Raw genomic sequence first — 13,911 nt, 5'->3', positions numbered from 1 at the left:
AATGGGATATAGATCCAACGAAACAGAACCAGAAAAATAGATTCAGCAAAAAAGGAAGCTGCCAATAAGTAACTTCCCTTTTATATTATTGAACTACATTAACTGACTTAATTAGACCCAGCCCTTCTCACGAAACGATTTGAGTACCTCTACAAATACTGCCATCTCGTCAGGTCTGCCAAGTGTTAAGCGATTAAAGCCAGTGATTGGCGCAAACTCGCGCCCAACCGCAATACCATGCTCACGCATTCTGTCGATATAGGTTTGCACATCGCCTTGTATCTCATGAAATATAAAGCTTGCCTGTGATGGCAAATAGCGTAAACCAAGCTCATCTAATGTTTGCTCAACCAGTTGACGTGATTGATTGGCTGTACGTAAGCTCAATGCTAGAAAATCTTCATCATCTAGAGTTGCTAATGCAGCTACAGCGCCTGATAAGTTAGTATTATCAATCGAGATAAAAGCCTCTAGTTTGGCTATCATTTGCGGGCTAGCAACTGCATAGCCGACACGCATGCCAGCGAGTGCACATAGTTTTGAAAAGGTACGCACCACAACGATATTTTCAGAGTACTCCTCTCGTATCCATGCAACACCACTCTCAAAACTTGGATCAGTCACATACTCTGAATAAGCTTCATCTAATAAAAAGTAATGGTTACTTGGTGCATGCCCTACCCATTCTTTGAGCTTTACTGTGTCAGTAATAGTCGACGTTGGGTTGTTTGGATTGCACAGATAAAACAAACTAATACCGTCAAAGTCATCAGCGACTTTTTGCATGCTTTGCAAGTCAAAAGCATAACTTTCAGTCATCAGCGGTACTTTTACCACAGGCACATCGATGGACGTCGCGTATAACTCAGCATAGGCAAAGGTTGGATGCGGCACGATAACTTGGAATTTTTTGCCTTCTACTAATGCTTGATTTTGTAGCATTTGGACGACAGTACGAATGTTTTCACTAGAGCCACTGCCCAGTGAGATTTGACTCTGTGTCACACCGTTTATCTCAGCGACTTTGGTAATCAGTGCCGCACGTTGGTCATCGGGATAACGAAAACCGATGTCTAGAGAGTCGATAACGGCTTGTTTGGCAGCATCTGACATGCCGAGTGAGTTTTCGTTAGAGTTTAATTCTATTAAGTTGTTGGTAAGCACAGTGAATAATACGCCTAGATTATGTCCATTCCAAAAATTTAGTCTGTGTTGACAATGTGAGCTATAAAAACAGTAAGCCTAGCCCAAATAGAGCATTACACGTGCTCAGCTTGTTAGCATGTGACTTAAATTTTTGAAATATTATATGGATGGTGAGATTTATGCGGATATGGTAAGTGGCAATGCGCGGTATTACAAGTATTCTGTACGTTCCGATATTGAATAAACCATAAAAAAGTGAGGTACTCAAAAAGCACCTCACCTTTGCTATTGTTTAGCCTCTTTTTAGCCCTAATATTTAACCCAAGTTATCAGATTAAATGTGCTTTTAACTCTAGTACTTTATCACGCGTTTTTGCTGCTTCTTCAAACTTCAAATCACGCGACATTTGCTGCATTTGCTTCTCTAATCGTTTGATTTCTTTGGCAAGCAGATCAGGGCTACGCAAGATATTGATATCCACATCTGGTAAATTACTTTTAACTGGGATAGCTTGATTGTCATTGGCATCCAAGCTCTCGCCAGTATCAATCTTGTCCGTGATACTACGGCGAGCCCCTTTTGGCGTGATGTTATGCTCAAGGTTAAAGGCAATCTGCTTATCACGGCGACGATCCGTCTCATCTATCGCCTTTTGCATACTTGGCGTAATGCGATCGGCATAGAGAATGGCTTTACCGTTTAAGTGACGCGCTGCACGACCAATGGTCTGAATAAGCGAACGCTCTGAACGCAAAAATCCTTCTTTATCGGCATCAAATATCGCTACCAATGATACCTCTGGCATATCCAAGCCTTCACGTAATAAGTTGATACCGACCAGCACATCATGCACGCCAGTACGGAGCTCATGAATAATCTGCATACGCTCAACAGTATCAATGTCCGAATGTAGATAGGCGACTTTTACATCGTACTCTTTAAGATAACTGGTCAGATCTTCCGACATACGCTTGGTCAATGTGGTAATCAGTACACGCTCGTCCTTTTCACGACGTTTGGTAATCTCTGATAGCACATCATCAACTTGCGTCAATACAGGACGTATTTCAATCTCAGGATCAATTAGTCCTGTAGGACGAACGACCTGCTCAACGACTTGCTCGCTGTGTTCAAGCTCATATAGGGCTGGCGTGGCACTAACATAAATGGTTTTAGGCTTAATGCGCTCCCACTCTTCAAACTTCATCGGGCGGTTATTCATCGCACTGGGTAATCTAAAACCATAATTGACCAAGTTTTCTTTACGTGATCTATCGCCTTTATACATCGCGCCAATCTGTGAAACCGTCACATGTGACTCATCAAGGAACAGTAAGGCATCTTCTGGAATATAATCAAACAACGTCGGCGGCGCTTCTCCTGATGGACGACCAGAGAGATGCTGTGAGTAGTTTTCGATACCGTTACAGTAACCAAGCTGCTGAATCATCTCCAAGTCATACTGAGTACGCTCTTTGAGACGTTGTGCTTCAATCAACTTATTGTTGTCACGGAAGTATTCTAAACGCGGCTCTAACTCAGCACGAATCGTGTGGCTGGCAGCTTCTAACTTATTACGCGGCGTCACATAGTGCGACTTTGGATAAATGGTAATACGTGGCACGCTGCGCACCGTCTTACCCGTTAAAGGATCAAACCACGTAATCTTCTCAACCTCGTTATCGAATAAATGCACACGTACGGCTAGCTGCTCAGACTCAGCAGGATAGATATCTAACAGCTCTCCACGCAAGCGATACGTACCACGGCCAAAATCTAGCTCGTTACGCGTGTATTGCATCTCAACCAAACGCTTGATGGTTGCCGTACGATCGATGTTATCGCCCACAACGACATGCAATAGCATTTTTAGATAACTTTCTGGATCACCCAAACCATAGATACAAGATACCGAAGCGACGATAATCGCATCGCGACGCTCTAACAAGGCACGCGTGGCGGAAAGGCGCATCTGATCAATATGATCGTTAATAGCGCTGTCTTTTTCGATAAAGGTATCACTAGCAGCAACATACGCTTCTGGCTGATAATAGTCATAGTAACTGACAAAATATTCGACCGCATTATTAGGGAAAAACGATTTGAACTCACCATATAGCTGAGCCGCTAGCGTTTTGTTGTGCGCCATAATAATGGTTGGGCGCTGAGTTTCAGCGATGACCTTTGCCATGGTATAGGTCTTACCAGAACCAGTCACACCCAATAGCAACTGCTCGTCCATGTCCGAATTGATGCCGTTAACTAGCTTTTTGATGGCTTGCGGCTGGTCGCCTGCTGGCTCAAAGTCAGTAACCATCTCGAAGGCACGACTTGATATTTGCGTCCCTGACGCATTAACACCACTAATTTCAGCTTCGCCTTGGAGCTGAGTGGCCAATTGATTTAACTGACGCGATGAGCGCGGTTCAGGCATTCGCATAATGGCTTTCTTCTTCTTAAGGTTTATAACAATATGGGGTCTGAGCAGCGGTTTTTAAAGGAGAATAAGGAGTCTTATCCTATAGTCGAAACGCTCTCTCGCTGCCCAAAACATAAGTATATAAATGTACTATCTATTAAAAGTTAATGCTTAATCTTAGCGGATAAAACTTACATCGTTATAAAAAACGCACACAGTATTCGATAAATTTACAAAGCTTTTCACGGTTAACAGACTCGTTACACGACCACTCAACAAAGCCTAACACTCAAGGGTTCCAACACTGAGTTAAGCTGCTATTATCGTTCTTGAGTTAACAAGTTGATGACTTTCAAGTATTAATGATCAGTATTAGTGAATGGATAGCTTTATAGCAATTCCTATGATTAGTTTTGAATTGATTGTCATCGAATAGAAGACCAATAAAAATACATTGAACTTTCATTCAATATAATAATTTTAAATAAATGACGGAGTAAAATATGAGAGAACGTTACGCAAGTGGTATTTCAGACGAAACTGCGAAAAAAATGATTGATTTATTAAACGCTAACCTAGCAAACGTTATCGATTTAACATTAGATGGCAAACAGTGCCATTGGAATCTACAAGGCACTGGCTTTATCGGTGTACATCAATTATTAGATGAGACATCAGATCGTATCCTTGAAGTATCAGATACTATCGCAGAGCGTATTGTAATCCTAGGTGGTCAACCAAATGGTTTGGCAAGTCGCGTAGTAAAAGAGTCTATCCTAGATGACTACCCAACCGACATCACTGAAGTAGATCAGCATGTACGTGAGTTAACTAGCCGCTATAAAAAAGTCGCAGAGACATTGCGTGAAGCAATTGCCACAGCTGGCGATGCAGGTGATGAAGACACCGCTGACTTATTTACAGAAGCTAGCCGTATCGTTGATAAAGATGCATGGTTCATCGGCGCAAATGCACCAAAGAAATAAGTATCCGTGAATTAATGGGTATTTTAGACTCATAATTACGAATAAAAAAGCCGTCATTATTGACGGCTTTTTTGTGTCTGGTTTTTTGAATTTAAAAAGTGTACTTAAAAGCATTCGATAAGACCTACATACTACATATTCAATCCATCAAACCCCCAGATTAAATATTCTCTAAACTTAGCAGCTCAGCGTTAGGTTCTGACAGTGTCAAGATAGCCTCTTGAAAGACTGGGTTACCTCTAAATAGATTTTCAATCTCTTCAAACTTCTGTGCGATATGCTCTTCTTTTTGATTGCCAGCGATATCTACTGCGGCCACCATAAATATCTTTTTTGGTCCGACCCACTCTAGGTGCAGATAGGACACACTATCGATATCTGGATGATTCAGCAGCTCGCTCAAAACGTATTCGTGCATACGGTCAGTGACTCTATGCCCGACTAAGAAATCTCGATTACGACTGATCAAGAATATGGCGACGACACCCAGTAGTAGGCCAACGATGATAGACCCTAACGCATCCCAATACGGTTCGCCCGTATAAGCGTGCATACCCATAGCGGCAGCGGCAATCACCAAGCCGATAACCGCTGCTAAATCTTCAAAGAATACACCGCGCAACGTTGGGTTAGAGGTATCTACGACATAGCCAAGTGCACTGATATCGAGCGCCTCGCCATGCTTTTTACTTTGTCTGTATGCCTGAACCAAGGAAATCCCTTCGAGCACAAACGCTACTGCCAATACGATAAAGCCAATCGTATAGTTAGCCTCAGACTCAGTAGCGTTCCATTCTTTAATACCCGTATAGATAGAGACAATCGAACCTGCCGTAAATACACCGAAAGCCGCAATCATCGACCAAACATAAGACTCTTTGCCGTAGCCTAACGGATGGCTTTTATCAGCAGGTTTGATGGATTTTTTTTCTGCGACGATGAGCAATGTACCATTACCAGCATCTGCCCATGAGTGAGCTGCTTCTGCAATCATGGAGGCTGAGCCTGTCATAAAAGCGGCAACTGTTTTTGCGATTGCAATAACCAGATTGGCCCCAACTGCAATTAACACAGTGATAAGTGAGCCTGAATGCTCGTCGTTGGTTTCAGGGCTTTGATTAAGGGTATGTTTTAATTCAGGGTCATTTGGAATTTTAGGATTGCCCGCCCCACGCGCGCGAGGTGTTTGCGCCTTAGGAGAGGCTGGTAGATGGCGCTGGGGATTAGCAATAGATGGCTTTAGACTCATGCTAGACTCACTGAAATAACGTATTGATAGTAGAATTTTTCGCCGTAGATAAATGGCTTGAAACATACATCAGCTTAAAATAAGCGCTCTACAATCTCAGTGTCTTTTTAGTGAGTCGTTGTATGAATTATTAACTCAATAAACCTAGATAACTTTATACAATTTTAGATAGCTTTAAATAACTTAGGCTATTTTTTGTCATCTACTTCGTGTTCGCTAAACTGCTTGTTAATCTATTCGAAATCACAACTTGGACGATGTGAGCTTTCCATACGCAGCTTTTTTCGTTCTTTTGCTGCATCAGCTCGACATTGCTGCATCTTGTTTTTGATATCGAGTGGCGGTGCGGAGGTTGGTTTGCCATTGTCATCGATAGCCACCATCGTAAAGTAACAGCTATTGGTATGACGAACGGTACGACCCCGCACATCTTCTGCTTCGACGCGGATACCTACTTCCATTGAGGTATTACCAACATAATTGACACTGGCTGCAAAAGTAACCAGCTCGCCCACATATATCGGCTCACGGAACATCACCTGATCGACAGACAGTGTCACCACATAGTTACCACTATAGCGACTGGCACAAGCATAAGCGACCTGATCAAGCATCTTGAGCAAATCCCCACCATGCACATTGCCAATGAAATTCGCCATATCGGGCGTCATAAGTACTGACATATATAGCTCGTGGTTTAATGGGGCTTTTTTGGCAGTGGAGCTGGTATTGTATTGCGGCATAATATTCCTTAATGGTTTGACACTTATTTATTATGCCTACCATTTATACAGCAGGTCGCCGTATAGCACAAACAGACCTCTGTCATTAGACAGTCTAAATTGTGTAAATTGGTGCTATTTAAACAGCGTTATATAGGCCAAGATATAAGCGCTAGCTCAACCAATGAAAGCGATATGCAAGCCATGCCACTATCGCACTCACTGAACCGGTTAAAATACCACCCCATACAAAGTCAACCAACGCCGTATCTAGCGTAAAGCCTTTATACAGTGCCAAATTGGTAAAGTCGTATGTGCCATAAGCCATCAAGCCAATCAGTCCGCCGAGTAAGAAGATATGACCAACGGATGCGCCAGCTTTGATTTGCGGATATAGAACCAAAATACAAAGTGCCAATATATAAAACATATAAAACACGCCAGCCGCCATCATGTTCGGTTCATCAGCCAATAGATGCCCGATACGTGACTCATAAAAGGCGCCTTTCATGGTCGTCAGCCAGACAGCATCGACACCCAAAAAGATAACCACAGCAGCGAGATAAATAAAAACGTAACCCATGATATTACCTCTTATAAAATGAATAAAAACGGATAAAATTTATAGTGTTAGTCTTGGCTGAATAAAGTCTAAAAATGCCAGAATACGCGAAGATACGGCACTGTTTTTGTAATATACCGCCTGTATGGCTTCACGGTTGTTTGGTCTGACTATCGCCTCAGGCAATACTTCAACCAATCGTCCAGATTCCAAATCTTCACCAATCATAAAATGTGACAATAAAGCAATACCTTGATGATTCAAACATAGCTGACGTAAGGTCTCGCCGCTACTGCCAGTCATATGAAAATTCAGTTTAACTGGAGTTTTTAGTGGCCAGCTATTTAGTTTTGACGCATCGTTAAAGCCAATTAATTTATGAGTGCTTAAATCATCAACATTCAAATTATCAATATGAGTCACTTCATTATGCTGGTGTAAGTATTCAGGACTGGCTACTAGCCGCAGCTTACTTTTACCTAATAGACGTGCATGCAAATTTGAGTCTTTTAAGTCGCCAATTCTGATAGCTAGATCCGTCTTATGCTCAAGCAAATCAATAATATTGTCATGCGAGGTAAGGTCGAGAGTGATATGTGGATACTGCGCCACAAAATCACCAACCAAAGGCGTCAGTTGATGAAAGACAAACGGGCTCGCGGCGTCAATCCGTAAATGCCCACTCGGCGCTTGTTTTAACAGCTTAATCGCTTCTTCACCGGTATATAACGTATTTAAACTCTCACGCGCATATCTTATAAAGACATGCCCTTCCTCCGTCAGCTCCAAGCGCCGTGTCGTTCTATTTAGCAGCGTGCATTGCAGCGTGTCTTCGAGTCTGGACACCGCACGAGATACTTTGGCAACCTGCTGATTCAGTAAGTTGGCAGCGCCAGTAAAGCTGCCCGTGTCTACTACCGTCAAAAATATCTCTATATCTTCTGTTTTAGCATGTCCCATCATCATGATGACCTTTACAAAATTGACAAAGGTATTTTGTCATTTGTGCTGTTTTTTGCAAACTATAAATCGGTCAAACTACGCGCATCATTTAATTATTAGGATGTCGTTATGCCACTCGCTTTATGGGCGCTTACTCTAAGCGCATTTGCAATTGGGACAACCGAATTTGTCATTGTTGGATTGGTACCAACTATTGCCACCGATTTGGGCGTGAGCTTGCCTTCAGCAGGTTTGCTCGTCAGCCTATATGCCGTTGGTGTCGCTATCGGTGCCCCTATCCTTACTGCACTCACTGGTCGCTGGAATCGTAAAATAGTACTGATGAGCCTAATGGGTCTGTTTGTCATCGGCAACTTGCTGGCTTGGCAAGTACCCAGTTATGAAACCTTAATATTTGCCCGTATCTTGACTGGTCTGGCACATGGTGTGTTTTTCTCTATTGGTTCCATGATTGCTACTAGCCTTGTCAGTAAAGAAAAAGAAGCCAGTGCAATTGCCATTATGTTTACCGGACTCACTGTGGCGCTCGTCACTGGCGTCCCCCTTGGTACATGGATTGGACAGCATTTCGGTTGGCGCGCTACATTTTTAGTCGTGTCAGTACTGGGTTTAATCGCTTTAATTGGTAGCGCAATATTGGTACCAAAAAACCTAAAAAAATCTATCCCTGCAACGTTCAAAGAGCAACTACAAGTCATTGTAAAACCACAGTTACTGCTGGTTTATCTCATGACTATTCTTGGTTATGGCGGTACGTTTACGGCATTTACCTATCTAGCACCTATCTTAGAGCAGCAAACCAAATTTGCACCATCAGCCATTGGGCTCATCATGCTCGTATATGGCGTATCCGTTGCTATTGGTAATATCTGGGGCGGCAGACTTGCAGATAAACGTGGCCCTATTAGTGCGCTTAGCATTATATTTAGTGCCCTAAGTGTCATTCTTTTACTGTTCACCTTTACTATGCAGTCCAAGATTGCCGCAGTGCTAACTATTCTAGTATGGGGTGCTTTCGCCTTTGGTAATGTACCAGGTCTACAAATCTACGTGGTTAAGCAAGCTGAAAAATATACGCCAAATGCCGTCGATGTCGCTTCTGGATTGAACATTGCTGCATTCAATATCGGTATTGCACTGGGCTCAATCATCGGTGGTAGCGTGGTTGAAAATATGTCATTACAAGACACAGCTTGGATCGGTGCTGTTATTTCTTTAATGGCACTAGCGGTCACACGCTATTCAGGTCTACGTGATAAGCGTGCCCTGCCAGCATCGTAGAACCTTTCGATGTACAACCTCTCAACACATGGGTCCCAAACTGTTTGTGCAGTATGAGACCCTATTAATGTCATAAGCAAACCATATCTATATGATTAGACTTATACTGATGCGGTGTCTGTTCTATCTTCTTCACTAAATGTCTCATCGTTCAAAACCGTTTTATGATTTAAGACGGCAGATGGCAAATCAGAAAAATGTAGCGTATCGATATTGTTAGGCTTCACCGCAGTGACTTGAACCACACCGATGGTACGCTCCAAGAATCCCCCTTCGCAGTAACAGAAATAAAACGCCCATAGGCGGATAAAGGCATCGTCATAGCCAAGCGCTTGAATTTCTGTACGCTGCGCCATAAATGCAGCACGCCAGTCACGCAGCGTGTACGCATAATCAAAACCATAATCATGCAATTGTTTGACGACCATATCGGTTTGTTCAGTAAATTGGGTCGTCAGCTCTTGGTTTGAGAGCAGACAACCACCTGGGAAAATATGCGTTTGTATAAAATCAACCGAGTCGATATAGTCTTGATAATTCTGATCGTTAAAGGTGATGGCCTGTAATACCATGAGACCCGTCGGCTTGAGCAAGCTATTACACTTGGCAAAGAACGTCGGTAAATACTCATGCCCCACCGCTTCAATCATCTCGATACTGACTAGCTTGTCATATTGACCTGTCAGCTCGCGGTAATCTTGCTTAAGCAGTGTGATTTTGTCAGACAGACCTGCCGCCTCGACTCGTCGCTTCGCTTCATCATACTGGGCATCAGAGATAGTCGTGGTGGTCACATGGCAGCCGTAATGCTTGGCCGCAAAGATAGCAAAACCGCCCCACCCTGTACCAATTTCGATCACATTATCATCAGCACTAAGCTGTAAACGTTGGCATATAAGCGATAGTTTGTGCTGCTGAGCATCGCTGAGCGTCACGTCAGGCGTAGGATAGACTGCTGATGAGTACATCATCGTATCGTCCAAAAACCGCTCATACATGTCATTTCCCAAGTCATAATGCGCTAAGATATTGGATTTGGAGCCAGATTTGTCATTGCTACGTAGCTGATGCTTCGCTTTTTCAAATGCTTTACTAATACCAGCAAAACGATTCTCTAGTTTATTGAGCACTGCTAAGTTACGAGCTGCCAACCGAATCAAACCTGTTAGATCATCCGTATCCCATTCACCATCGATATAGCTGTCTGCTAGCGCGATAGAGCCACCAAGTAATAGCTGACGATAAACAGCAGGATCATGAATCTGTAACGTCACATGTAGCGAATGGCGACCAACCGCCGAGCTACTAGCATCATTAGTAGCTACTTTGCCAAAGCTACTTGTCTTAGGTTCCTGCTCGTCAAATGTTTCAATCAGCGTGAGGCTACCAAACTGAACGTGCTGCAACGCACGAAAGATAAGCTTTCTCGCTAAGTGATTCACACTATTGCTGACTGGCTGTAGTACAGCACTTTCATTAACTACTTTGCTCACACGAGCAGTTAATTTTTCTAGTTTTGTGACTGGTGCTCGATCGGTCGGTCGTGCTGGCATCGTGTATTTATCCTTGTTTAAATGCTTTATTGTTCAATAGTTGATTTTTAGTAGTACATTAACGAGATTTTTAGATTGTTGATATTTAAGATTGCTGTAAATATAAGACATCTTTTGCGTTCGATACTGCTAGCTGCTTTTCTGTTGACTGTCGGCCAATTTTTCATCGTAGTTGATATACGGCACCTTTTTAATCGCATAGAGCTTGAACGCATGCCAATAAATACGGGTTAATGATGTCATATTCATCAATGGGTTTTTTCGCAAGCTATGACGAACAGCCTCTTCTGTCATTGGCACTCCTGATATCTTTATACCAGTTTTTAGCACTTCACCGCGCTCATCACTGATATTGATAGCGATACGCACTTGTAAGCCAGTATTAGGTTGCTCGTCTGTCTTTGTACGTTTTACCGTAACCTGCCAGCGATACAGCTGATCGATAGGGTTAAAAGGTGATACGTGAAAGTCCTTGTCATGACAGAACTCAGAATTCTCTCCTTCTAACAAAAACCCGTAGTAATGACGCTTGTCCCATGGCGTATTAGACACTTCAGCCAGCAGATGAGTAGGCGTTTGCTGCGCATCAAACCCCAAGTAAAAATTGACTGGGCTAAAATAAATGCCAGCATTACGGCAGACGAGCAATCCCAACATATCGCCTTCAGGTGCGCTTCCAGCATATCTCTCGAATGCTCGGCTTAGACGTTTTTCTAGTGCTTGAATAGATTGTCCGTTACTATCATGTTTTTCATCGTTACTTAGGCTATTAGCACTCTGTAGGTCAGTATGCTGTAGATAGTCATCAGGACAGAATTGTTGTAGCGCCTTTTTCTTTAGTGAAAATAGAGGCAGACCTTTTGCTAGTAGCTTTTTCGGTAATACTTTACGCAGTGGTAATTTTTCTAAAAACTTACTCTCGTCAAATGACGCCGTGCTAATTTCAGGAAGTTCTTGCCCTGTCGCCAATGCGCTAATATTGACGCCCCAGTAGCGATAAGGGTAAACGAATTTATTCAAACTAGGTAGCAGCCGACTGTGCCATGTCGTACCCTCAAACAGCTGATGCGGCAATGCATTTGTATCATAAGAAGACTCATGATTTGGCTTAGTATTGGTATCTTGAGCGGACGTGGTCATAAATAGTCTCTTATGTAACGGCATACTTTTATATGGCGAATCTTTCAAAACACTTAGAATACATAACGGCATTAATCGTCATATTATTTGGTTTTACGGCGACCGAATAAGCCACGTTTCTTATATTGGCTCGTATCAGCAGTTGAACTCTGCAAACGATTAGCATACTCGACCAGCTCCTGATTGGTCGTCGCTGTGGTTACTTCGCGCTTGTTCAGTCTACGTAATTTGGTATCCGCTTTTATAGGCAAATCTTTATAACGAAACGGCGTGTGCGCGCTATCAGCGTCAGGTAAATGAGCTGGGTCAACCTCATCTTTTATATCAATATCAAGACCAAGCGCCCGACAGACGCGTAATCCACTGCGTACACCATCTTCATGAAAGCCATTAAACCAATAAGCCCCGCAGAAATGTGTGTGCGAACCTTTACCCGAGATACTCGACCATTTAGTCTGCGCCTCAATCATCGCAAGATCGAACACTGGATGACTGTAATCGATGCTCTTAATTATCTGCTTATCATCGACGCTTTTGTTGTCTACAGCTGGATTTAATGTGACCAAATAATTGTGTTTTTTGGTCAAGCGTTGCAGGATATTCATGTGATAAGTCAGCACTGGCTTTGCAGGTATCTGTGCGTTTCCAGCCGCTTGCTCATCCTTAACACTGCCTGAAACTGTTTCATCTATTAAGTAATTCCAGCTTGCCCATGCCAGTGGTTTCTTAGGTAAAACACTGGTATCGGTGTGCAGTACAGCCGTATTTTTGGTAAAGCGGAAATGACCTAATACTTCAGATTCATCGGTGCTCGCATCCTTTAAAATCTTTAGTGCAGTATCTGCATGACACGCAAATATAACTGCATCGAATACAAGATTTTCGCTACGGTTGTCAGCGTTACCTTTATCCTGCACTGTCAAAGCATTCTGTACCGTCAAAGTCACTTGCTCGCCATCACGAACTACAGACTGTACTGGGCTATTGACTCGTATCTTGCCACCCGCTTTGATAAAGCGCGGAATCAGTTTATTGACATATTGTTTTGAGCCACCTTTTATCGTAAACCACTGCGGACGATTGACCACGTCGAGCAACCCGTGGTTGTCAAAGAATTGTGCAAAAAACACCAAAGGAAATGCTTGCACTTCATCTAGGCTGGTTGACCATATAGCCGATACCATTGGCAGTAGATAATTATCGGTAAATAGCTGACCGTATTTCTTTTGTGCCAGATAACCACCGAGCGTTTGTTCTGCAAAGCTACTGACATCTTGTCCTTGAGAGCGCGCGCTATCATAATCTTGGCGCAGCTGTTTGATATGCTTATTAAACTGCAAAATATCTTTGATAAATTGCCAGAATTTTGGATTGAGTACATTTTTACGTTGTGACAATAAAGTGTTGAGCGTATGACCGTTGTATTCAAAATGACGTGCAGTATTTTTGACAGAAAAGCTCATATCCGTTGCCTGAAACGGCACCTGCAACTCATGAAGCAAACGAAAGAAGTTCGGGTATGTGCGCTCATTAAAAACAATAAATCCTGTATCTATCGCACTACTCTCTACATTGTTACTCTTTGCTTTTCTACCGTCTTGTAGTGCCACATCAATCGTGTTTACATGCCCGCCGATATAATCATTGGCTTCAAATACCGTCACATCATGTCGCGTACCTAGATAATGGGCACATGTCAGTCCTGATACACCTGAGCCGATGATAGCGATACGTTTTTGGGCAGTCTGATGGTCAGAATCTGTTTTAGCATTTTTTTGGTTACTTGCACGCTTGAAACGAGTAAACGGCATAAAAGCATTCCCTTCTGTATTTTTCTGTCGATATGATGGCTAAGAGTTCTATTGATAGTAGATTATTTTTAATAGTAG

At 42.8% G+C, this 13,911-nt stretch carries 11 protein-coding genes; 2 read left to right on the top strand and 9 right to left on the bottom strand.

Annotated features, from left to right (window positions below):
• Positions 1-111: 111 nt before the first annotated feature.
• Positions 112-1,164, bottom strand: coding sequence for a pyridoxal phosphate-dependent aminotransferase (locus CXF61_RS08140; RefSeq protein ID WP_227526632.1), 1,053 nt, complete (start codon positions 1,162-1,164; stop codon positions 112-114).
• Positions 1,165-1,475: 311 nt separating this feature from the next.
• The gene (gene uvrB / locus CXF61_RS08135; protein WP_101206411.1) at positions 1,476-3,587 is read right to left on the bottom strand and encodes an excinuclease ABC subunit UvrB; all 2,112 of its coding nucleotides are present in this window, start codon (positions 3,585-3,587) and stop codon (positions 1,476-1,478) included.
• Between the two features lie 482 nt (positions 3,588-4,069).
• Here uvrB and dps point away from each other — a divergent pair, with 482 nt between their 5' ends.
• Positions 4,070-4,552: a DNA starvation/stationary phase protection protein Dps gene (dps, locus tag CXF61_RS08130; protein ID WP_057760902.1), complete on the top strand. Its 483-nt coding sequence runs from the start codon at positions 4,070-4,072 to the stop codon at positions 4,550-4,552.
• A gap of 160 nt (positions 4,553-4,712) precedes the next feature.
• On the opposite strand, the gene CXF61_RS08125 is transcribed toward dps, so the two are convergent.
• From CXF61_RS08125 to CXF61_RS08110, 4 genes are all read right to left on the bottom strand, one after another.
• A complete protein-coding gene (locus CXF61_RS08125) occupies positions 4,713-5,801 on the bottom strand; it encodes a cation diffusion facilitator family transporter (protein WP_165597841.1) in 1,089 nt (362 codons plus the stop codon).
• A gap of 233 nt (positions 5,802-6,034) precedes the next feature.
• A complete protein-coding gene (locus tag CXF61_RS08120) occupies positions 6,035-6,544 on the bottom strand; it encodes an acyl-CoA thioesterase (RefSeq protein ID WP_102092372.1) in 510 nt (169 codons plus the stop codon).
• 151 nt (positions 6,545-6,695) lie between these two features.
• Entirely contained in the window at positions 6,696-7,106 is a 411-nt protein-coding gene (locus tag CXF61_RS08115; protein WP_057760908.1) for a DUF2177 family protein, read from the bottom strand.
• A gap of 39 nt (positions 7,107-7,145) precedes the next feature.
• The gene (locus tag CXF61_RS08110) at positions 7,146-8,051 is read right to left on the bottom strand and encodes a LysR family transcriptional regulator (RefSeq protein ID WP_257019964.1); all 906 of its coding nucleotides are present in this window, start codon (positions 8,049-8,051) and stop codon (positions 7,146-7,148) included.
• Positions 8,052-8,156: 105 nt separating this feature from the next.
• On the opposite strand from CXF61_RS08110, the gene CXF61_RS08105 reads away from it, so the two are divergent.
• Entirely contained in the window at positions 8,157-9,329 is a 1,173-nt protein-coding gene (locus tag CXF61_RS08105) for an MFS transporter (protein WP_165597840.1), read from the top strand.
• A gap of 101 nt (positions 9,330-9,430) precedes the next feature.
• Here CXF61_RS08105 and CXF61_RS08100 read toward each other — a convergent pair whose 3' ends face one another.
• The 3 genes from CXF61_RS08100 to CXF61_RS08090 all read right to left on the bottom strand — a co-directional run bounded on the left by CXF61_RS08100 (position 9,431) and on the right by CXF61_RS08090 (position 13,833).
• The gene (locus tag CXF61_RS08100) at positions 9,431-10,882 is read right to left on the bottom strand and encodes an SAM-dependent methyltransferase (RefSeq protein ID WP_165597839.1); all 1,452 of its coding nucleotides are present in this window, start codon (positions 10,880-10,882) and stop codon (positions 9,431-9,433) included.
• A 129-nt stretch (positions 10,883-11,011) separates the two neighbouring features.
• On the bottom strand, positions 11,012-12,022 hold the full coding sequence (locus CXF61_RS08095) for a DUF1365 domain-containing protein (protein WP_165597838.1): 1,011 nt from the start codon (positions 12,020-12,022) through the stop codon (positions 11,012-11,014).
• An 83-nt stretch (positions 12,023-12,105) separates the two neighbouring features.
• On the bottom strand, positions 12,106-13,833 hold the full coding sequence (locus tag CXF61_RS08090) for an NAD(P)/FAD-dependent oxidoreductase (protein WP_165597837.1): 1,728 nt from the start codon (positions 13,831-13,833) through the stop codon (positions 12,106-12,108).
• Between the last annotated feature and the right edge of the window lie 78 nt (positions 13,834-13,911).

It is taken from the genome of Psychrobacter sp. 4Dc, assembly GCF_002836715.1.
Classification (GTDB): domain Bacteria; phylum Pseudomonadota; class Gammaproteobacteria; order Pseudomonadales; family Moraxellaceae; genus Psychrobacter.
Note: the sequence above shows the minus strand (reverse complement) of the source record. Positions and strands in the feature narration are given on the sequence as shown.